The 21,536-nt window shown below is 68.9% G+C and carries 16 protein-coding genes, 2 tRNA genes and 1 pseudogene; 8 read left to right on the plus strand and 11 right to left on the minus strand.

Features of this window, described 5'->3' with window-relative positions:
• Nucleotides 1-47 precede the first annotated feature (47 nt).
• The 5 genes from O1G21_RS15130 to O1G21_RS15150 all read right to left on the minus strand — a co-directional run bounded on the left by O1G21_RS15130 (nt 48) and on the right by O1G21_RS15150 (nt 4,168).
• Complete coding sequence (locus O1G21_RS15130; RefSeq protein WP_270144142.1) at nt 48-1,292, minus strand: phage portal protein; 1,245 nt, start codon at nt 1,290-1,292, stop codon at nt 48-50.
• Nucleotides 1,289-1,447 (minus strand): hypothetical protein, encoded by a 159-nt coding sequence (locus O1G21_RS15135; RefSeq protein ID WP_270144144.1) that lies wholly within the window; start codon nt 1,445-1,447, stop codon nt 1,289-1,291. Before O1G21_RS15135 ends, O1G21_RS15130 begins: the two co-directional genes overlap by 4 nt.
• Nucleotides 1,448-1,495: 48 nt before the next feature.
• A complete protein-coding gene (locus tag O1G21_RS15140; protein ID WP_270144146.1) occupies nt 1,496-3,010 on the minus strand; it encodes a terminase large subunit domain-containing protein in 1,515 nt (504 codons plus the stop codon).
• 126 nt (nt 3,011-3,136) lie between these two features.
• The gene (locus tag O1G21_RS15145; RefSeq protein WP_270144148.1) at nt 3,137-3,598 is read right to left on the minus strand and encodes a phage terminase small subunit P27 family; all 462 of its coding nucleotides are present in this window, start codon (nt 3,596-3,598) and stop codon (nt 3,137-3,139) included.
• Nucleotides 3,599-3,826: 228 nt separating this feature from the next.
• On the minus strand, nt 3,827-4,168 hold the full coding sequence (locus tag O1G21_RS15150; RefSeq protein WP_270144150.1) for an HNH endonuclease: 342 nt from the start codon (nt 4,166-4,168) through the stop codon (nt 3,827-3,829).
• A 123-nt stretch (nt 4,169-4,291) separates the two neighbouring features.
• Between O1G21_RS15150 and O1G21_RS15155 the strand changes: the two genes are divergently transcribed.
• Nucleotides 4,292-4,525, plus strand: a complete 234-nt coding sequence (locus O1G21_RS15155) for a hypothetical protein (protein ID WP_270144152.1) — start codon at nt 4,292-4,294, stop codon at nt 4,523-4,525.
• Nucleotides 4,526-4,597: 72 nt separating this feature from the next.
• Here the strand turns inward: O1G21_RS15155 and O1G21_RS15160 are convergent.
• From O1G21_RS15160 to O1G21_RS15180, 5 genes and pseudogenes are all read right to left on the minus strand, one after another.
• Nucleotides 4,598-4,671 (minus strand) — tRNA-Leu (locus O1G21_RS15160).
• A 177-nt stretch (nt 4,672-4,848) separates the two neighbouring features.
• Nucleotides 4,849-4,919: transfer RNA gene (locus O1G21_RS15165), tRNA-His, on the minus strand.
• A gap of 437 nt (nt 4,920-5,356) precedes the next feature.
• Complete coding sequence (locus tag O1G21_RS15170; protein ID WP_270144154.1) at nt 5,357-7,084, minus strand: recombinase family protein; 1,728 nt, start codon at nt 7,082-7,084, stop codon at nt 5,357-5,359.
• A 51-nt stretch (nt 7,085-7,135) separates the two neighbouring features.
• Nucleotides 7,136-8,251, minus strand: a pseudogene (locus tag O1G21_RS15175) (LON peptidase substrate-binding domain-containing protein); the annotation flags it as partial.
• A gap of 165 nt (nt 8,252-8,416) precedes the next feature.
• Nucleotides 8,417-9,217, minus strand: a complete 801-nt coding sequence (locus O1G21_RS15180; protein WP_270144156.1) for a rhomboid-like protein — start codon at nt 9,215-9,217, stop codon at nt 8,417-8,419.
• 563 nt (nt 9,218-9,780) lie between these two features.
• Between O1G21_RS15180 and O1G21_RS15185 the strand changes: the two genes are divergently transcribed.
• The 7 genes from O1G21_RS15185 to O1G21_RS15215 all read left to right on the plus strand — a co-directional run bounded on the left by O1G21_RS15185 (nt 9,781) and on the right by O1G21_RS15215 (nt 20,368).
• Nucleotides 9,781-10,518, plus strand: coding sequence for a response regulator transcription factor (locus O1G21_RS15185; RefSeq protein ID WP_094742879.1), 738 nt, complete (start codon nt 9,781-9,783; stop codon nt 10,516-10,518).
• Nucleotides 10,519-10,598: 80 nt separating this feature from the next.
• Nucleotides 10,599-11,729, plus strand: a complete 1,131-nt coding sequence (locus tag O1G21_RS15190) for a sensor histidine kinase (RefSeq protein WP_270144158.1) — start codon at nt 10,599-10,601, stop codon at nt 11,727-11,729.
• A gap of 287 nt (nt 11,730-12,016) precedes the next feature.
• The gene (locus O1G21_RS15195) at nt 12,017-15,751 is read left to right on the plus strand and encodes a multifunctional oxoglutarate decarboxylase/oxoglutarate dehydrogenase thiamine pyrophosphate-binding subunit/dihydrolipoyllysine-residue succinyltransferase subunit (protein ID WP_270144160.1); all 3,735 of its coding nucleotides are present in this window, start codon (nt 12,017-12,019) and stop codon (nt 15,749-15,751) included.
• A gap of 238 nt (nt 15,752-15,989) precedes the next feature.
• Nucleotides 15,990-17,939 carry a protein kinase domain-containing protein gene (locus O1G21_RS15200; RefSeq protein ID WP_270144162.1) on the plus strand — a complete coding sequence of 650 codons (1,950 nt, stop codon included), beginning with the start codon at nt 15,990-15,992 and terminating at the stop codon, nt 17,937-17,939.
• Nucleotides 17,940-17,985: 46 nt separating this feature from the next.
• Nucleotides 17,986-18,168: a DUF6104 family protein gene (locus O1G21_RS15205; RefSeq protein ID WP_270144164.1), complete on the plus strand. Its 183-nt coding sequence runs from the start codon at nt 17,986-17,988 to the stop codon at nt 18,166-18,168.
• A 210-nt stretch (nt 18,169-18,378) separates the two neighbouring features.
• A complete protein-coding gene (locus tag O1G21_RS15210; protein ID WP_270144166.1) occupies nt 18,379-19,317 on the plus strand; it encodes a DUF4097 family beta strand repeat-containing protein in 939 nt (312 codons plus the stop codon).
• Nucleotide 19,318: 1 nt separating this feature from the next.
• A complete protein-coding gene (locus O1G21_RS15215; RefSeq protein WP_270144168.1) occupies nt 19,319-20,368 on the plus strand; it encodes a helix-turn-helix transcriptional regulator in 1,050 nt (349 codons plus the stop codon).
• 51 nt (nt 20,369-20,419) lie between these two features.
• Here O1G21_RS15215 and O1G21_RS15220 read toward each other — a convergent pair whose 3' ends face one another.
• A complete protein-coding gene (locus O1G21_RS15220; RefSeq protein ID WP_270144170.1) occupies nt 20,420-21,382 on the minus strand; it encodes a zinc-binding dehydrogenase in 963 nt (320 codons plus the stop codon).
• Between the last annotated feature and the right edge of the window lie 154 nt (nt 21,383-21,536).

The raw sequence follows: 21,536 nt of genomic DNA on the forward strand, positions 1-21,536 counted from the left end.
GCTCTCGACTACGTTTCTGCGCTCTGCGCGGGCAGACAAATCATTCATTACAAAACCGCCCCCAAAGCGTCGGCAGTCGGCTCGGACTTACCGGCCTGCGTATCCTTCATGGGCTTGACATTGGAATTCAGCGGCGCGTTGATGTCGTCGCCACCGTCAACCGGCCCGTAGTTCTCAAGTGCACGAATTTCGTTCGGCGTAAGTAGCCCAGCGGTACGAGCGGCGCCGTACACGGCATACCGGCCGGCTGTATCGGTCCTGAGGAGCGCATCCGCGTTGAACTTCGCCGTCTGAGGCTTGGGCAGCATCGCTGACCACGCATCCTCGAAGCGGCCGAGCCACGCGGACAGCGTGTATGCCAGGAATCCGATACCTTGCTGCTCAATGCCGGTGCCCCAAGACGTCGTCTTGTCCACTTGACCGAGCATGTGCGGTGGAATCCCAAAAAGCATGGCAATGTCGAGATTTTGCGCTGCCCTGGTACCCAAAAACTGGGCGTCATCGGGGGTCACGGAAATGGGCTTCCACTCAGCCCCACCGCTCAACACACCGACAGTGTGGGAATTCCGCAGGCCACCATGGGACGCCGTAAACGAGTCCTTGAGCATGCGGGCGCGCTCCTTATCCAGGTCCCCCGGGACATGGATAATGCCGCTCATATGGGCACCAGCGCCGAAAAAGCGGGCGCCGAACTCCTCGGCAGCAAGGCCAAGCCCAATTGCCTGGCGCGCATGCGAAATCACGCTAATGCCAGTCGGCGACTCGGGATACGACATCCCAAGTATGTGGACAACATCCCACGCATCTACCGGCTTGCGGTCAATGGTGTATACCCGGTCGCCGTTGTTGTCGAACTGACAATCCACGCGGTCGGGATGGAGCACACGCAGTCGAGTGGGCCGGTGAAGGTGGTCCCGAGCCAGCACCAGGCAATAGGCGTTGCCACGCAGCAGCAAGGACACCATGAGCTGTGATATGCCGAGACGTCGCGTCGGCAGCCGGCTGTCGTTCGCACCGCCGAAAGGATCGGCCACGATAGCCGGTGGCGGTTCAACAGTCTTACGGATCTCCCCATCCGCCTTTACGGCGTCGAACGGCAGACCAGCCACCGCGTCTGAGAGAATGCGAACACATGCCGAAACCGCGATCAGCTGCATTGCCGTATCGTCGGTCACCGGGACGCCAGAGGCCGTCACGGCAGCGAGGGAGCCATTCGACGGGATAGCCCACGGGTCGCCACCTCCAGCGGGGGCATACAGGCGCTTTTCCAGTGCCCGGCGGATTAGGCTCACCGGTCAATCACCAGCCCGACCACCAGCAGCGCTATGCCGAGCAGAAAGACACCAGCGGCCACATTCCAGGACCAGACGGCCCCGACAACGCAACCGATTCCGGCAACGTCGGCCACCTCGGACAGCACGCGCCGGGTGACGTTGATATGTCTCACGCGTCCTCCACGTGCGGTAGACCACCTACCAGATCTGGTAGGTGGGTTCTAGAGGTCAGCCCAAGACCAGAACTGCGGCTCAGGGGTTCGCTCGGGCTCCTGGCATGCGCGCTCAAGCGCCATTACGGCTGAAACAGCAAGGTCGATCTTGCGCGGCGAACCCTTGGAATCCTTAGACAGGCGCGAACCGCGCGAGTCAGTGCGGATTACGCAGTTAGCAAGGTGCCGCGCCAACCGGGGATCGCCAGAGTGCGTCACAGTCTCGTTTAGGACCGCTTCGTAAAAGCGCTGCGTTGCTGGCGTCATGCGGGCGGGCGACTGAGGGAATTCCACGACCGGAAGCCCTTCGCCCTCCAGGATTTGGTACGTCCTAGCCCAACGGAAGGGGTCGCAGACGATTTCGCGAACCTGCCACTTGCGGCAAGCGCGGCGAATTTCGTCCTCCACATCGATGATGGGTACGGCCCAGTCTTGGCCGACACCTTGGGGCTTTTCCCAGGCGGCCACGACGTCCACATGAGGCTTGTCGTCCTCGCTGACCGTACAGGAAACGACAACGAGTGCAGTGCTGTCGTTGGAGAAAGAGCCATCGAAGCCCAAAACCACCTCGGAACCATCCGGGATGGTGACTTCGGAATCCTCGCAAGCGTCCCACGCGCCAGCGGGCAGCCACGCTTGGGCGGTGCTCGTCCACTGGTTGAGTCGCTTGGTTCGAAACTCGTTCTCTGGCGTGCGCAACACAGCCGCTTCGAAGTCTTCGGCGGCCACAATGTCCCCGAAGCCAGGATTAGCAGCCTCCCAGACAGCGGGGTCTGTGTGGTCGGCACCCTCCGGCGCGCCCCACCATTCGCAGTAGAACGACGGGTCGATGGTTTCTCCGCTGGCGACCCGCTCCGCGTACTGGTACATGCCGTAACAGAGCGAGTCTTGCCCGGTGGAATCCGACTTCACGCCAGCCGTGGTAATGCCGACCATTAGCGGCTCAGCACGTGCGCCCGTGGAAAGGGCCATCACGTCCCATAGTTCGCGATTTGGTTGTGCGTGGACCTCATCGAACATAACCAGCGTGGCCGAGAGACCTTCCTTACTGAAGGCTTCGGCCGAGAGAACCCGGTACACGCTTCCGGTAGCCGGGAATTCGATGGCATCGCGATAGACGTTGAACATGCCGGAAAACTCCGGCTGTAGATCAATCATCTTCTTTGCGGTGCCGAATACGATTCGCGCCTGTTCCTTATCGGCGGCGCAGGAATAAACCTCGCCACCTTGCGGACCGAACGCGAGGCCGTACAGCGCGATGCCCGCACCCAACGCGCTTTTGCCGTTCTTGCGCGGCATGCCAATTAGCGCCTGTCGGTGCTTGTACCGGCCGTCAGCGCGTCGCGCGAACAGCCGGCCAAGCATGAGGCTCTGCCACGGTCGCAGGACCATGGGGCCGCCCGTAGGGCCACCCACAGAGTCTTTGGTGATCTTTAGGAATTGCGAGAAGGTTCCGAAGTCCGGTCCGTCTCCCCGCTCGATTTCCTCGGCGCTTACGGGAGTGACAAACAGCGGCTCACCCATTACGTGCCTCCGCCCGCCATGCGCGCGTTTCCACACGCTTGGCACGGCGCTTGCGCCACTTCGGGTACGGCGGGGTGTGACCGGGGCAGCAATACTGTACGAAGCGGACTCGGCCAAGCATGCGCATTACGCCTTAGTCCTCTCTGCACGGTCGGCGATCATCTGCTCAAAGGCGGATCGAGCCTTAACCTCAGCAAGGCCCATGCGCGTACGGTCCGCTGGCGTGAGACCCAGCGAGGCGGCTACGCGGTTCATCTGAACTTCGAGGGTCGACAGCATGGCCACTACCGGGTTGGCTACCAGGTGACCATCGTTGGGGCGCTCAATCAGGAGTCCGTATTGGGCAAGGTTGGCCATCATCAGCGCGCGCCGATCGGCCATCTCGCACAGCCACAACAGGGTTGGGTGATCCGACGGGGCGAGCCACGCCCTAGTGTGGCCCGTAACGGCCTCCCAGAGCTCTGTACCGGCCTCTGACAGGCCCAATGGGGTCTCGGTACCAGCGGCGGGCAGCGGCGTCACAGAGGCCAGATCCGGGAGCGCGCGCTTACCCGGGTTTCCGAGACGTCGTTTCTTCTCGTTCGGCATTGGGGGCGGCCCTGGCATGCGCACGCCTCCTTTTATGCAAGTCCGAGCGTTTCGTGATCAACAAAAAACGACCCGCTAACCTGCGGCCGTGCGCGTGAGCATGGGGGCCGGGTCCGGAAGCCACGCGCGCCCAGAGATTGACCCACCCCCCACCCCCTTAATTCAGGTGGCAGACTCTCACTGCACTACCGACAGCAAATGCCAAAAGGGCATGCCAGGCCGGCTAGCTCAGCCTGTGCGGTTATGCTTCCGACTGTTGCAAGCTCTGCACAGGACTTGGATGTTCTCCTTGGTGTTAGTACCACCCAGAGACTTGGGGATGATGTGGTCAGCGCATAGATCCGCAGCAGGATGCGCGCACACCTCATAGCCGGGGCACCAGTCACCATGGGTAGACCGGTGACCATCCAGCACAGTACGCGCCAAACGCTGCCAGGCAGAGCCATAGCCACGCCTAGTGGCACTCCCGCGCTGCTTATCCCGCGCCGCCTGATATTCAGCCTGGTGAGTGTCGCACCTTGAAGGGTTGGCGGTAAGTCTGCCGCAAACCAGGCATGGTCGCTTAGGCATTCCCGCCTACCAACCGGCGGGCAGCGAAGCTGATGCGCCAGGCTGCGACGGAGGGGGCGAAGTAGGCGCGGCAGGCTCCGGCGTGCACGCACATGGCGAAGCCGGCGCGGTACACGTGGACTGATGTACACGAGCCGCAACAGTGCCTGGGACAGCGTGCGGGGCGCAGGAAAAGACATTCACAATGCTGTTAGCCGCAGTCGGCATGGGGCCGAACACTGGGGCAGGCTGCTGCGGATCGGCAAGCTGCATCGCCTGATCTCGGCGAGCCTGCTCAATGTCGGTGATGGTGACCATCTCGCTGACGGTCGGCCGACGCTGCCACTGAACCGTAGCAGGCTGCCCGCACGCGCATAGCGCCACGGATGGTCACCATCCTTCGAAAGAACGCAAAGAGACCACCTACCAGATCTGGTAGGTGGTTGTGGGTAGCCGCCCCCGGGCTCGAACCGGGATCCTCGCACTCCTAAGGCGCGCGCCTCTACCAATTGGGCTAGGCGGCCAATGCAAGGCTTTCGATACAGACCCCGGGTGGGGTACCTCGCTGCTGCGCGCGTAGTCTCGACCGGACTTGCACCGGCAATGCCGCCTCTCCGGCGGAGTTTTGCAATTAAACTACGAGACCGACAGGGGGCGTAACGGTGGCCACCGCACTTACCTGCCAAGGGTGCGACCCTTTGTCCCTCCGCCCGGAGTCGAACCGGGATCATCGGTGCCACATACCGACGCTCGACCATTGAGCTACGAAAGGTGTGCCCGCTTGCGCTCAGAACCACGGACGGGAGAGAGCATCAACGTGGGATCGCAAGCGGGAGCGCGAGAAGCGGGTCACTCGGCCCGCCCGATAATTGGTTGGGGACGACGCGGCAACTCCGCTCTCATATGCACTGGAGCGCAACGGTTTCCTCTGAGTGGAGGGCCGCTGGGCCCAAAAGTCGCTGTATGACGGACATGACGTTCAGACCCCTTGCTCCGGTTTCCCTATAGGTTTCTTTATGGATACCGGGAGACATAGCTTGAACGTCATGTCCGTCATGCCTAGTAGGTAGAAGCTTGAATTCTTCGCCTGCGCGCCCCTTCTCGCTGTCCTGAAAGCACGAAAAAGCCCCGGCGGGCGCCAGGCCACGTCGGGGCTCCCTCTCTGAGGTTAGGGTTAACTTATCTAGTTGGTTGTGACGGACGTCACTCTCACTCGTCCTCCTCCTCGGGCTCTGGGGAGCGAACGAATTGCACCTTGACCCGGTCCTCCGCGTTCGGCCGGTAGGCGTTCGTCCTGTGCACCGTCACTCGCTCGACAAACAGCTGTACAAATGCTCGCCGATCGTCGACTGACGCACCGTGCCACCATGAACCGGGTCCCAAGGGGTCTACGTCGGGGTAGCCCTCCGGGAGCCACTCCATGATGGGCAGCGCCGGCGTGCTTCGTTCCTCCAGCGTGCCTAGCCGTGCCTCGGTGTGCTCCAGCCGTTCAGTGAGCGACTGTTCCGCGCTGAGGAACGCCTTGCGCCCGATTGGGCCCTTGTAGCCGCCCGCTGCACGGTCCTCGTACAGCTCCTCCAGGGCCCGTACGACGTCCGCCCGCTCGGCCACCAAGGAACGGCGCTCCCCGGCCGTCTCGGGGGCCTCCTGTGACCGCGCAAAGCGCCTAGTGGCTTCGGCCAGCGTGTCTAGCGTTTCTTCGTCTGCCTCTGCCGTTCCGACCAGCGCAAAGATTCGACGTGCCACGAAATCGTCAATGCCCGTGCACTGAATCGTGATCACCCCCGTGTGATGATCGGGAGCTGCTTTACGCGGCTTGCATTGGTAGTGCGACTTGGTAGGGGCGGACGCCTTTGCGTGCCCAACCATTACATGGTTGCTTTCGCAGTGGAGGATGTCCATTGCGGAGAGAAGGGTTTGACCCTGGAATTGGCCCTTGCCCCTTCCCCGGCCGTCAAGCCATTCCTGTAGTTCTTCCCATTCGGCGCGCGGGATGATCGGCCCGCACTGGAGCGTGAGCGGTTCCATGGTCTCGGGATCGCGGAGAATTCGATATCCCGCGATGCTGCGCGTGGGGTTCCCGTCCTTGTCGGTCTTGTAAACAGGGGCCGCTTGCATTCCCGCAATGCGGGGGTCACGGAGGATGCGCTTAAGGGTTGTAGGGTCCCACGCGCTATTTGCTGTCCGCTTGCCGATTGTCGCGCCCCGAGTGGGGACTTTATCCGCTTCTAGCTGCGCGCAGATGTTTGTCAGCGAGCCGGGGAAGCCTTTTCCGCGCTTTGGACTTACAGGCGTATCCTTATGCGCCTTAATCGTCCACCATACCCGCTGAATCACTTTTGCTTCGCTCTTGCGGATAGCGAGTGTCTGAATGACTACCGGGCGGTTCTTGTCGGCAGGGTTAGGGATCATGAGCGGAACCATTTCGAAGCCGTAGGGTTCCTTACCCACGAACCCGCCCAGCGAACGAGCAAGATCGTGGGCGCCGCGCACGGCGGTACTTTTGTTCTTGCTTTCGTTATGCGCTTGGTCGAGCCGCATAATCAGGTGGATAAGGTCCATAAGGTTGCCCCTACGGAACTCGCCCTCGGTGACGCTGACAATGGTTACGCCCAAGTTCAGCAATTCCGTTACTACCGGAATTGCATCCAACGGGTCCTTTCGCGAAAACCGGGACACGTAGAGAACAATGATCATGTTCACGCGTCCGGCGCGGCAGTCGTTGAGCAGACGCTCAAACTCCGGCCGGTCGACTTCGGAAAATGCGCTCGTCCCGGGCTTTTCCGAGTAGTGCCCCACCCATACAATGTCAGCCCCGGCACGCCCCCGCTTCTCGGCTTCCTCTCGGTTGGCGGCGCGCTGAGTTGCGGGTGAGGCGGTGCTGCCGTTGCCCCGTTCCTCAGACTGCCGGTCGTAGCCTGCTGCGTGAATGGTCATGCCGGTTACCACCCCTGTTGTCATACCCGAATACTAGCCCACCCAACTGGGTGATGGCTTGCCGACGCCGGGCGGGCCGACCAGCGCGAGCACCGCGCCCCCGCGGCGGCCGCCGACCAGGCCGAGCCCCTGGTCGGCCCGGCGCTTGCGGACGGCCAGGTACTCGACGATCCGCTCCTTCACGTCGGTGAGGCCGGCGTGGTCGGCGTCGAGCACGGCGCGGGCGCCGGCGATGTCGTAGGCGTCCTCGGTGCGCTCGTTCCAGGGCAGCTCCAGGACGGTGTCCAGCCAGGTGCGGATCCAGGAGCCCTCGGGCGACTGATCGGACGCGCGCTCCAGCTTGTCGACCTCCTTGAGCGCGGCCTCCCGCACCTTCTCCGGGAGGTCGGCGGCCTCGACCCGGGCGCGGTAGTCGCCCTCCTCGTCGGCCGGGTCGCCGTTCAGCTCGGCCAGCTCCTTGCGGACGGCCTCCAGCTGGCGGCGGAGCAGGAACTCCTTCTGCTGCTTGGCCACGCCCTCCTCGACGTCCTTGCGGATGGTGTCGTTGACCTCCTCCTCGGCGAGGTGGTCGCGCAGCAGGGTGAGCGCGTACTCCAGGCGGGCGACCTGGTCGGCCTCCAGCAGCACCTTGAGCTTCTGCTCGGCGGTGGCGAAGGGCGCGTAGCCGATGTTGTCGGCGAGCTCGCCGACGCCCTCGATCTGCGCGACCCGGTCGACGATCTGCCAGGCGCCGCGCTTGCGCAGCCACTGGGTGGACAGCGCCTTGTACTCCTTGACCAGCTCGGCGGCCCGCCCGGCCACCGGCATGCCGACCGAGGACTCCCGGAACGGCGTGGTCTCCACCCAGAGGGCGGCGCCGGGGCCGGTGGTGCCGACCCCGATCCGGACCCGGCGCACGGCGCGCACCAGCGCGGCGGGCTCGCCGTCGGCCAGCCGGCCGACCTGCTCCACGGTGGCCAGCGTGCCGGCCGCCGCGTACGAGCCGTCCACCCGCGGAACCAGCAGGACCTGGGGCTTGCCGGAGCCGGCGGCCGCGGCGCGGGCGGCCTCGACCGCGGCGCGCACCTCGGTGTCCTTCAGGTCCAGCGGGACGACCATGCCCGGGAGGACGACCTCGTCGTCGAGCGGCAGCACGGGCAGGGTGAGCGGTGTGGACGTGGATGCCATGATCTCTCCCCAGTCAGTGAACTTGAGTCGACCTGACTAAGCCTCGGCGGGCGCAGGATGTTCCCGAGGCCTTGTTCGCTGCGAGCGAACGCGGCGTCACCGGAACGACCAGGGGGTGGCGCCGTCAAAAGAGCCGGGAAAGAACGGCCCAAGAGGGCCCCGGCGTCAGCGCGCGGCGGACGGGCGGGCGCCGGCCCGCACCGTCGCGGCGGCCGGGGAGGCGGAGCCGACCGCCGGGGTCTGCGCCGCACGGGTGCGCGGCCGCGGCGGGCGCCGCTCGATCCGCCGCAGCCAGCGCGACAGCGCCACCCCGGTGAGCACCGCGGCCGGGTGCCCCACGGCCGTGACCAGGTCCTTCTCGGTGGCGATCTGCTCGGCGATCATCAGCCCGACGCCACCCAGCGCCAGCACCCGCCCGTGCCGAGGCAGCAGCCCGGCCACCGCGCCCAGGCAGGCGAGCACGCCGTAGCTGACCCCGATGTCCAGGGAGTCCATCGCCTCCGGCGCCATCCGCCCGGTCTCCACCGCGGTGATCACCACGCCCTGGGAGAGCAGCGTCGCCGCGACGTGCCCGATCGCGAACACCGCCGCCGCCCGGCCGGTGCCGACCCTGCGCTCCAGCGGCGCCAAGGTGACGGCGAAGCCCCACAGGTAGGGCATCCACACCTCCCCGGCCACCCAGAAACCGCTGAACAGGAGGGCCCGCAAGGGGTGCTGGAGCAGGTTGTGACCGTCCGAACTGGAGGCCTCCTGCAGGCGCTGGACGAGATCCGGATCGGCGAGCCCGGCAAAGGTCGTGGTGGCTCCCACCACGGCGAGGTACCCGAGCGTGAAGGGAGTGCGCCGGGGCGTCGGCACGCGTTCCAGCAGCCATTCCAGGACGCCGGCGCGCAGTCCGTACCGGAGCATTCCGTACGGCACCGCCGCGGGCGCGCTCCGGACGGCCTCCCGCCGAAGTCCCGCCATGCCGCCTCCGCTCCACGCCCGCCGTCACCGGTGCTCGCAGCTGCCCAACGTACCGGCGCGCGCGCCGGACTCCGCTCGGCGGGGCGTTGTCGTGGCCACGTTACGTCGAGGTTCTGAGAGGCAGCTGAGAAAAGCCCGTGAAGACCGTCGACGCGGGGACCCGCCGGATTCCCGGTATTGGTCCAGACCTTCTTCCTATTAACGCGTCAGTAGGGCCTCTGACCGGCAACTTGGCGTCAACTGGAGTGCATACGTACCGTTACGCAGAGAAAATTCGCCGGGTAAGGTACCGACCCGTGCCCACTCATGCGGTGGGTCCACGGGCGGACGGACAGCCGGCCCACGGGCCGGAAACGTCCGGTCCACCTGCCGGAAAGCATCCGCTGTCCGTACGCTGCGAAGTGCGTGGGAGAAGTGGACGGGAGACCATCCGTCCACCCGACTCCCGGGCGCGCGAACGGGACGGCGGACCCGGCACAGTCCACGACGGAACAAGACTACGAGCGGAGCCCCGCCATCCCCACAGGTGGCCGGCCCGCAGCCCTGGGGGCGGTGGCGTGACCGTGACAGAAATTCAGCAGGACAACCCCAACACCGGTGGCACGGTGAGCAGTCAGCGCAGAGTGCTGGTGGTGGAGGACGAGCCCACGATCGCCGAGTCGATCGCGGCCCGACTGGGCGCGGAGGGGTTCAAGGTCGCCGTGGCCCACGACGGCCCCGGCGCGGTGGACGGCTTCCACACCTGGCAGCCGGACCTGGTGGTCCTGGACATCATGCTGCCCGGCTTCGACGGGCTGGAGGTGTGCCGCCGGATCCAGGCCCAACGCCCGGTCCCGGTGCTCATGCTGACCGCCCGCGACGACGAGACGGACCTCCTGGTCGGCCTCGGCGTCGGTGCCGACGACTACATGACCAAGCCGTTCTCGATGCGCGAACTGGCCGCCCGGGTCAACGTGCTGCTGCGCCGCGTCGAGCGCGCCCAGCAGGCCGCCCGCACGCCCGCGCTCGGCAGCCTGCGCTTCGGCGAACTGGAGATCGACCACGTGCAGCGCCGGGTCCGGCTCGCCTCTGGCGACGTCCACCTGACGCCGACCGAGTTCGACCTGCTGGCCTGCCTGGCCGCCCAGCCGCGCGCGGTGCTCACCCGCGAGCAGCTGCTGGCCGAGGTGTGGGACTGGACCGACGCGTCCGGCACCCGCACCGTCGACAGCCACGTGAAGGCGCTGCGCCGCAAGATCGGCGCCAGCTGGATCCGCACCGTGCACGGCGTCGGATACGCACTGGAGGCCCCGCTCTCCTGACGGGAGTCTCGGGCGACGGGCCTCCGGGGGGCCCGTGTCCCGGCACCGCCGTGACACCACGCGGGGATCACAGGGACCACATGACCTTTCCACAGCAACGCAACGGGGACGCCGACGGCGCGCGCCCGCAGACGCTGGCCGCACGCGCGGCCAGACGGGTCTGGGCCGACATCCGCCCGCTCGACCCGGTCCGGTCGATCAAGGGCAAGCTCGCCCTGCTGGTGATCGTCTCCGTGTTCCTGGCCACCGGGATGGTGGTCGTGGCGATCCGGTCCGAGACCCAGATCCGGATCATCATGGTCTTCTCCATGATCGCCTCGCTGCTGTTCATGCAGTTCCTCGCGCACGGGCTGACCGCCCCGCTGCGCGAGATGACGGCCGCCGCCCGCGCGATGGCCTCCGGCGACTACAGCCGCCGGGTCGAGGTGAACTCGCGCGACGAGATCGGCGAGCTGGCGGCCGCCTTCAACGCCATGGCCGCCGACCTGCAGGCCGCCGACCAGCACCGCCGCGAGCTGGTCGCCAACGTCTCGCACGAGCTGCGCACGCCCATCGCCGCGCTGCGCGCCGTGCTGGAGAACGTGGTGGACGGCGTCGTGCAGCCCAATCCGGCGACGCTGGGGGCCGCGCTGGAGCAGACCGAGCGGCTCGGCCGCCTGGTCACCCACCTGCTGGACCTCTCCAAGATCGACGACGGCGTGGTCGACCTGGACGCCCGCCCCTTCGAGGTGCGGGAGTTCCTGGACGGCGTGCTGCGCGGGGTCACCGTGGACGGCGCGACGGCCGGCGGGGCGTTCTCCAGACGCGGCGACGTGCGGCTGGCCCTGGAGGTCAGCCCGGCCGGCCTGACCGCCGTGGCGGACCCGGAGCGGCTCCACCAGGTGGTCGCCAACCTGGTCGACAACGCCTGCAAGCACTCCCCGCCCGGCGGCACCGTCACGGTGCGCGCGAGACCGGACGGCGAGGACGGCGGCCTGCTGCTGGAGGTCCAGGACGAGGGTCCGGGCATCCCGCTGGCGGACCGCAGCCGGGTCTTCGAGCGGTTCAGCCGCAGCGGCACCGCGACCGCCTCCGGTCCCGGCGCCGACGGCGGCACCGGGCTGGGTCTGGCGATCGCCCGCTGGGCGGTGGACCTGCACGGCGGGCGGATCGCCGTCGCCGAGTCGCCGACCGGCTGCCGGATCGAGGTCCGGCTGCCCGGGCAGTGCTGAGCGGGCCGGGGCATTTGTCACAGATCCGACACAGACGCACACGAAGATCGTCGGCGAATCAGTTCGGATCTTTGTCCGTTTTTGCCCTGATTTGGGGGGCGGTCGGGCCCGATCGTTTCCCCTCAGACACGGCTTTCTAACGTACTTTTTCAGCCAATCTGCAGGTCAGGACTGTGATCTGGGCGACGCCTGGGGCCCGGGGACTGCGCGATCACTGGTCAGGGGCGTAGCCTTAATCCCCGCTGTCCAAACATCCCAAAAGGAAGCGGAAGAGGGCGGTTGCCGCCGTGTCGCCACAACCTGAAACCCCCAGCTCGGCAAGCTCCACTGGCTTTGGTCCCAATGAGTGGCTCGTCGATGAGATCTACCAGCAGTACCTCCAGGACCCGAACTCGGTCGACCGAGCCTGGTGGGACTTTTTCGCCGACTACAAGCCCGGTACCGAGGTGACCCCAGTGACCCAGGCCGCGACCCAGGCCGGCCCCACGCCGACCCCTGCCGCTGCCCCCGCGCCCGCCGCTGCCGCTCCGGCCGCACCCGCGCCCGCCGCCGCCGCTCCGGCCGCACCGGCCCCGGCTGCCGCCCCGCTCGCCGCCGCGCCCGCCGCGCCCCCGGCCCCCAAGGCCGCCGCCGCCCCGGCTCCCGCCGCCGCCCCGGCCGGCCCCGAGCTGGTCCAGCTGCGCGGCCCGGCCAAGGCCGTCGCCAGCAACATGGACGCCTCGCTGGAGGTGCCGACCGCGACCTCGGTCCGCGCCGTCCCGGCGAAGCTGTTGATCGACAACCGCATCGTCATCAACAACCACCTGCAGCGCGCCCGCGGCGGCAAGGTCTCCTTCACCCACCTGATCGGTTACGCCCTGGTCCAGGCCATCAAGGCCGCCCCGGGCATGAACCACAGCTACAAGGTGGAGGACGGCAAGGCCTTCCTGGTCAAGCCGGAGCACGTCAACCTCGGTCTGGCGATCGACCTGGTCAAGCCGAACGGCGACCGCCAGCTGGTCGTCGCGGCCATCAAGAAGGCCGAGACCCTCGACTTCTTCGGCTTCTGGCAGGCCTACGAGGACATCGTCCGCCGGGCCCGCGCCAACAAGCTGACCATGGACGACTTCACCGGCGTCACGGTCTCGCTGACCAACCCCGGCGGCATCGGCACCGTGCACTCCGTGCCGCGCCTGATGCAGAACCAGGGCACCATCGTCGGCGTCGGCGCCATGGAGTACCCGGCCGAGTTCCAGGGCTCCGCCCCGGAGACCCTGTCCCGCCTGGGCGTCTCCAAGATCATGACGCTCACCTCGACCTACGACCACCGCGTCATCCAGGGCGCGGCGTCCGGCGAGTTCCTGCGCGAGATCCACCGCCTGCTGCTCGGCGAGAACGGCTTCTACGACGAGATCTTCGAGTCGCTGCGGATCCCGTACGAGCCGGTCCGCTGGGCCACCGACGTCGCCACCACCCACGACGACGAGGTCAACAAGACCGCCCGCGTCATGGAGCTGATCCACTCCTACCGGGTCCGCGGCCACCTCATGGCCGACACCGACCCGCTGGAGTACAAGCAGCGCAAGCACCCCGACCTGGACGTCACCACCCACGGCCTCACCCTGTGGGACCTGGAGCGCGAGTTCGCGGTCGGCGGCTTCGGCGGCCAGAAGATGATGAAGCTCCGCGACATCCTCGGCCTGCTGCGCAACACCTACTGCCGCACCGTCGGCATCGAGTACATGCACATCCAGGACCCGAAGCAGCGCAAGTGGCTGCAGGAGCGCCTGGAGAAGCCGTACGCGAAGCCCGAGCGCGAGGAGCAGCTGCGGATCCTCCGCCGCCTGAACTCCGCCGAGGCCTTCGAGACCTTCCTGCAGACCAAGTACGTCGGCCAGAAGCGCTTCTCGCTGGAGGGCGGTGAGTCGCTGATCGCCCTGCTGGACGCGACCATCGACGCCGCCGCCGAGCACCGCCTGGACGAGGCCGTCATCGGCATGGCCCACCGCGGCCGCCTGAACGTGCTGGCCAACATCGTCGGCAAGCCGTACGGCAAGATCTTCGGCGAGTTCGAGGGCAACCTCGACCCGAAGTCGATGCACGGCTCCGGCGACGTCAAGTACCACCTGGGCTCCGAGGGCACCTTCACCGGCCTGGACGGCGAGCAGATCAAGGTCTCGCTGGCCGCCAACCCGTCCCACCTGGAGACGGTCGACCCGGTCGTCGAGGGCATCGCCCGCGCCAAGCAGGACATCCTGGACCAGGGCGGCACCACCTTCCCGGTGCTGCCGATCCAGATCCACGGCGACGCGGCCTTCGCCGGCCAGGGCGTCGTCGCGGAGACCCTGAACATGTCGCAGCTGCGCGGCTACCGCACCGGCGGCACCGTGCACATCGTGGTGAACAACCAGGTCGGCTTCACCGCCGCCCCGGCGTCCTCGCGCTCCTCGATGTACTGCACCGACGTGGCCCGCATGATCGAGGCCCCGATCTTCCACGTGAACGGCGACGACCCGGAGGCCGTGGTCCGCGTCGCGCGGCTCGCCTTCGAGTTCCGCCAGGCGTTCCACAAGGACGTCGTGATCGACCTCATCTGCTACCGCCGCCGCGGTCACAACGAGGCCGACAACCCGTCGTTCACCCAGCCGCTGATGTACGACCTGATCGACAAGAAGCGCTCGGTGCGCAAGCTGTACACCGAGGGCCTGATCGGTCGCGGCGACATCACCATGGAAGAGGCGGAGCAGGCGCTCCAGGACTTCCAGGGCCAGCTGGAGAAGGTCTTCGCCGAGGTCCGCGACGCGGCCCAGGCGCCGGCCGACACCACCGCGGGCAAGCCGGTCGCCGACTTCCCGGTCTCCATCCAGACCGGCATCTCCCAGGAGATGGTCAAGCGGATCGCCGCCTCGCAGGTCAACCACCCGGACTGGCTGACCGTCCACCCGCGCCTGCTGCCGCAGCTGCAGCGCCGCGCCGCCTCGGTCGAGGACAACACCATCGACTGGGCGATGGGCGAGACCCTCGCCATCGGCTCGCTGCTCATGGAGGGCCACCCGGTCCGCCTGGCCGGCCAGGACAGCCGCCGCGGCACCTTCGGCCAGCGGCACGCCGTCCTGATCGACCGCAAGACCGGCGAGGACTACACCCCGCTGCAGTACCTCACCGAGGACCAGGCCCGCTACACCGTCTACGACAGCCTGCTGTCGGAGTACGCGGCCATGGGCTTCGAGTACGGCTACTCGCTGACCCGCCCGAACGCGCTGGTCATGTGGGAGGCGCAGTTCGGCGACTTCGTCAACGGCGCGCAGACCATGGTGGACGAGTACATCGCCTCCGCCGAGCAGAAGTGGGGCCAGCACTCGGGCGTCGTCCTGCTGCTGCCGCACGGCTACGAGGGCCAGGGCCCGGACCACTCGTCCGCCCGCCCGGAGCGCTTCCTCCAGCTGTGCGCGCAGGACAACATGACGGTCGCCATGCCGACCCTGCCGTCGAACTACTTCCACCTGCTGCGCTGGCAGGCGCACAACCCGCACCACAAGCCGCTGATCGTCTTCACCCCGAAGTCGATGCTGCGTCTGAAGGCCGCGGCGAGTGCGACCGAGGAGTTCCTGTCGGGCTCGTTCCGCCCGGTCATCGGTGACACCGCCGTCGACCCGGCGCAGGTCCGCAAGGTGGTCATCACCTCCGGCAAGTTCTACTACGACCTGGCGGCGGCCCGGACCGAGCGCGGCGTGACCGACACCGCGATCGTCCGCATGGAGCGGCTCTACCCGCTCCCGGTGGCCGAGCTCCAGGAGGAGCTGGCCCGCTACGGCGACAACGTCCAGTTCGTCTGGGCGCAGGAGGAGCCGGCCAACCAGGGTGCCTGGCCGTTCATCGCGATGAACCTGGTCGACCACCTGCAGGTCGTCATCGGCCGCAGCGGCGGCGACGCCCGGCTGCGCCGCGTCGCCCGCCCGGCGGCCTCGTCGCCGGCGGTCGGCTCGGCCAAGCGGCACGGTGCCGAGCAGCAGGCGCTGATCGAGGAGGTCTTCGCGCTCTGACGCGCTGAGGCCCCGCACCGCTGATACGCCCGCGGCCCCCGTCCCCCACCCAGGGGGACGGGGGCCGCGGGCGTTCCTGTTCACGTCAAGGTCGCAGCTCTGCAACCAAACGGGGACCGGGCCGCACGTCCTCCTGACGGATCGATAGGTTATGGCTCGCCAGGTCGCCGCCCGGCGCCCGTCATCGCGCCCGCGGCCCGGCCGAACGACCTCACCGCTCTCCCAGGGGGATCACCACATGACCGCCGACACGCCGCACCCCGGCAAGCTTCCTCCGGTCTTCCAGCCGCTCCTCCCGGACGACCCCCGGGAGGTCGGCGGCTACCGGCTGTTCGCCCGGCTGGGCGCCGGAGGCATGGGCCGGGTCTACCTCTCGTACACCCCGGGCGGGCGCCCGGTGGCGCTCAAGGTGGTCCGTCCCGAGTTCGCCGAGGACGGCGAGTTCCGCCGCCGCTTCGCCCAGGAGGTCAGCAACGCCCAGCGGATCCACGGGCTGTACACCGCGCAGGTGATCGACTCCGGCGGCCTGGACTCGGACGCCCCCTGGCTGGTCACCGCGTACGTCCCGGGCCCGTCGCTGCAGCAGGTGGTGCGGGAGAACGGCGCGCTGCCGGTGCGCACCGTGCTGCTGCTGATGGGCGGCATCGCCGAGGCGCTGCAGGCGATCCACAGCGTCGAGGTGGTCCACCGCGACCTCAAGCCCGCCAACGTGCTGGTCGCCGGGGACGGCCCGCGGGTGATCGACTTCGGCATCGCCCGGGCCGCCGACGCGACCGCGCTGACCGGCACCGGCTACCGGATCGGCTCCCCCGCCTTCATGTCCCCCGAGCAGGCCCAGGGCCGCCCGGTCACCCCGGCCACCGACGTCTTCGCGCTCGGCGCCCTGGCCGCGTACGTGGCCGGCGGCACCCCGCCGTTCGGCGACGGGCCGGACACCGCCGTGCTCTACCGGGTGGTGCACGAGGAGCCGGACCTGGAGGCCGTCCCGGCGGACCTGCGCGAGCTGATCCAGCGCTGCCTGGCGAAGTCCCCGGAGGACCGCCCCAAGCCCGCCGAGATCATCCAGGTCGCCCGCAACCACCCCGAGGTCGGCGGCCAGCTGCGCTTCGCCGACGACTGGCTGCCGCGGCAGGTCAACACCGAGATCACCCGCCGCTCCGACCTGCCCAGGACGCCGCCCACCCCGCTGCCGGCCGCGCCCGCCACCCCGCCGCCGGCCCCGGCCGCTCCCCCGCTGCCCACCCACCCGGCCACCGCGGTGGCCCACGCCCCGCAGCAGCCGGCCACGCCCCCGCCGGGCTTCGCGCCGCCGCCGCTCGGCGCGTACGGCGCCCCGCAGCCGCCCACCGAGACGCCGACCGCCCCGGTGCTGCCCGCCCCGCCCACCGTCCAGCTGCCGCAGCCCGAGCAGCCGTCCCACGACACCCCGCCGCCCGGCCCGGTGGTCACCGCCGTCACCTCGGCGCCCGAGCCGGCGCCCGGGAAGAAGGGCGGGGTGTCCTGGAAGGTGCTGCTCACGGTCGCCCTGGTGATGGCGGTCGGCGGCACCGCGGGCGGCGTGCTGTTGATGAAGAAGCTGGACGACGGCGGCAAGAGCGACACCAGCGCCTCCTCCTCCTCGCGGTCCACCGGCGGGGCCAACCCGCCGGCGCCCGCTCCCAGCCAGAGCTCGGGCCCGAGCGCCGACGGCACCGCCACCAACCCGCCGGTGACGGCCGCTCCCTCGAAGTCCGGTGGGAGCACCGTCTCGGCCCCCGCCCGGCCGACCGGCTACTCCCCGATGTTGGACAAGAAGTCTCTGGCGATCCCCGGCGCCGAGTACTCCTCCGACGCGTACCGGATCGACCTGGACGCGGGCACCGTGGTGCCGCGCAGCAGCAACGACCTGAAGTGGGGTCTCGGCGTCACCAACACCGGCACCGGCAGCAAGGCCAACTCCTTCGACAGCTTCGGCGACGACAAGTCGGACTTCGCGGTGATCACCGAGCCGTCCATCACCGCCGAGCAGTGCGCCGCCGCGATCGACTCCCGGCCCGACACCGACCTCTCGTACAACCGCGTCGCGCCCGGCCGCCTGCTGTGCGTCCGCGACCGGGTCACCCGCAACATCGCCATCGCGGTGATCGAGCAGGCCGACCCGACCACCGGCGCCGCCAAGGTCACCGTCAGCACCTGGCGCGCCGCCTGACCGGACTATCCTGACCAGGTCAATTCCCATCGGACCGGAGCGAACCGTGTACTTCACCGACCGAGGCATCGAGGAGCTGGAGAACCGGCGCGGCGACGAGGAGGTCACCTTCGAGTGGCTGGCCGAGCGTCTGCGCGAGTTCGTCGACCTCAACCCGGACTTCGAGATCCCGGTCGAGCGGCTGGCCACCTGGCTGGCCCGGCTCGACGACGAGGACGACGACGAGTGACGTCCTGACGCCGCGATCGCCGAAGGGGCCCGGGAGGCAACCGCCTCCCGGGTCCTTTCGCGTCCATGGCGGAGGGACCCCGTAGGGGACGGCTCCGGGGCGGGTCCGGGCCCGTCTCGGGGGCGGAACCGCTTGCTTTTCCCGGCACGCGATATATCGTCTTCTACAGAGAACGCGATACATCGCGATCCGCGACGGGAGGCGGCAGAGATGAGCCAGTGGACGATCGAGGGGCCCGGCAGGACCACCTTCGAGGACGCGGTCCGCGCGCTGCACGTGCGCGTCATCGACGGCAGCGTGAACGTGGTCGCGGCCGAGGGCCCGGCCCGCCTGGAGGTCACCGACCTCAAGGGCGAGCCGCTGCACGTGACTCTGGTGGACGGCGTCCTGACCGTCACCTACAAGGACATCAACAGCTGGGGCGAGTTCGGCGACTGGATCAAGTCGATCGGCTCGGTCCGCAACTTCTTCGACTCCTTCAAGCGCAAGCGCTCCGTCGACGTCACCCTGACCGTCCCGGCCGACGCCGAGGTCAAGGTCGGCACCGTGTCGGCCCACTCCACCGTCACCGGCATCGACGGCCGCGTCTCGGTGCAGGGCGCCAACGGCGACACCACCCTGGCCGGGGTCACCGGGCGGATCGACGCCAGCACCGTCACCGGCGACGTGGACGCCCAGGAGGTGGGCGGCCAGCTCAAGGTCAACACCGTCTCCGGGCAGCTCACCGTGATCGCCGGCACCGCCGACCGGATCCAGGCCAACACCGTCACCGGCGCCGTCACCCTGGACCTCGACGTGGCCGGCGAGACCGACGTCAAGGTCAACACCGTCAGCGGCCCGGTCGTGGTCCGGATCCCCTCGCTGGCCGACGCCACCGTCAACGCCGGCTCCACCAGCGGCGACGTCTCCAGCACCTTCGACGAACTCACGATGACCAGCACCTGGGGCGCCAAGAAGATCTCCGGCCAGCTCGGCGAGGGCCGCGGCAGCCTCCACGTCACCACCGTCTCCGGCGCGGTGACGGTGCTGCGCCGCCCCGACGCCGAGGACGACGCCCCGGTGGTGATCAAGGAGCTCCCGGCCTCCCCCGCCGCCACTGAGCCCACCGACGCCGGGCCGGCCGGCCCCGACCTGACCAAGGAGGCCTGAGATGACCCCCGTGTTCGGCCACGGCCGACTCCGGCTCTACCTGCTGAAGCTGCTGGACGAGGCCCCGCGGCACGGCTACGAGGTGATCCGCCTGCTGGAGGAGCGCTTCCAGGGCCTGTACGCCCCGTCCGCCGGCACGGTCTACCCGCGGCTGGCCAAGCTGGAGCAGGAGGGCCTGGTCAGCCACAGCTCCGAGGGCGGCCGCAAGGTCTACCGGCTGACCGACGCCGGCCGCACCGAACTCGAAGCCCGGCAGGGCGAGTTGGACGAGCTGGAGGTGGAGATCCACGACTCCGTGGCGCAGCTCGCCGGGGCGATCCGGGAGGACGTCCGGGACAGCGCCAAGGACCTGCGCGAGGAGCTGTGGCAGGCCGCCAAGCAGGCCCCCCGGCCGGACCACCCCTCCGCCGGGGCGGGCGGCGACCCGTGGGCCGGGCCCTGGGGCGACAACGAGTCCTGGCAGCGCGCCAAGGAGGAGTTCGCCCAGTTCAAGCGGCAGGCCAAGGAGCAGGCCAAGCGGGCCCGGGAGCAGGAGAAGGCCGCCAAGGCCAAGGCGAAGGCCGCCGAGGAGGAGGCCCGCCGGCTGCGCGAGCAGGCCAAGGCCTCCCGCACCGCCGCCCAGCAGGAGGCGCTGCGGATCAAGCGCCGGGTCGAGCAGCAGGTGCGCGAGCACGCCGCGAAGGGCGACTGGCCGACCGGACTGGCCGAGGGCCTGTCCGAGCTGACCAAGGGCCTGGCCGGCCTGGCCGACGCCGCCCGCTGGGGCCACCCGGCGGACGAGCCCCCGGCCGAACCGGCCGAGCGGATCACCGTGACCCGGATCGACCTGGACAAGGACCAGGACGGGACGGCCACCCCCACCGACCTGCCGCCGTGGGCGCGCACCGACCCGGACGCCGACCCGTCCCGCGAGCTGGAGCGACTGCTCGACCGCTTCCGCGACCAGGTCCGCGACGCGGCCCGGGACGGCGGGGTCGGCCCGGACAAGCTGGCCGAGGCCCGCTCGGTGCTGGGCGCGGCCGGCGAACGCTTGAAGCGGCTGCTCGGCTGATCCGAAGCGGCGGCCCGGTGTCCTCGCCCGAGGACACCGGGCCGCCGCGCGTCAGGGGTTGAGCACGACCTTGCCGAAGACCTCGCCCTTGGCGAGCCGGGCGAAGCCGTCCCGGGCCTCGGACAGCGGCAGCACCGAGTCGATCACCGGCCGGACGCCGGTGTTCGCGCACAGCGCCAGCAGCCCGGCCAGCTCCTCCTTGGTGCCCATGGTCGAGCCGACCACCTTGAGCTCCAGGAAGAAGATCCGGTTCAGCTCGGCGGCCTTCGGGCTGGGGCCGGAGGTGGCGCCGGAGATGACGATGGTGCCGCCCGGGCGCAGCGACTTCACCGAGTGCGACCAGGTCGCCGCGCCGACCGTCTCCATCACCGCGTCCACCCGGGCGGGCAGCCGGGCGCCGCTCTCGAAGGCCGCGTCCGCTCCGAGCTCGACCGCCCGCCGGCGCTTGGCCTCGTCCCGGCCGGTGACCCAGACCCGCAGGCCGGCCGCCTTGCCGAGGACGACCAGCGCGGTCGCCACCCCGCCGCCGGCGCCCTGCACCAGCACGGTGTCACCGGGCTTGACCCCGGCGTTGGTGAACAGCATCCGGTAGGCCGTCAGCCAGGCCGTGGGCAGGCAGGCGGCCTCCTCGAAGCTCAGCTCCGCGGGCTTGGGCAGCAGGTTCCAGGTCGGCACGGCCACCTGCTGGGCGAAGGTGCCCTGGTAGCGCTCGGTCAGGATGGACCGGGGCTCGTCCGGGCCCACGCCGTGACCGGTCTGGCCGATCACCGAGTGGATGACGACCTCGTTGCCGTTCTCGTCGACGCCGGCGGCGTCGCACCCGAGGATCATCGGCAGCTTCTCGGCGGGCAGGCCGACGCCGCGCAGCGACCACAGGTCGTGGTGGTTGAGGCTGGCAGCCCTGACCGTCACCACGCTCCAGCCGGGGCGGGCCTGCGGCTCGGGGAGTTCGCCCAACTCCAGGCCGCTGAGCGGGTCGTCGGCGTCGATACGGGCGGCATAGGCAGCAAACATGCCCCGGACACTAGCCGGGACGGCCGAGGCCGGGAACCACGCGTACGTGTGACGCGCGTCCCGGCCTCAGCTGTTCCCCCCTCGCCTCCGGGCGCTCGGACCCGCTGCCGACGGTCGTCGCTCCGGCGCTCGTGCCTCGCTTGTCGCTCTCCCT

The organism is Kitasatospora cathayae, from assembly GCF_027627435.1.
Lineage (GTDB): Bacteria > Actinomycetota > Actinomycetes > Streptomycetales > Streptomycetaceae > Kitasatospora > Kitasatospora cathayae.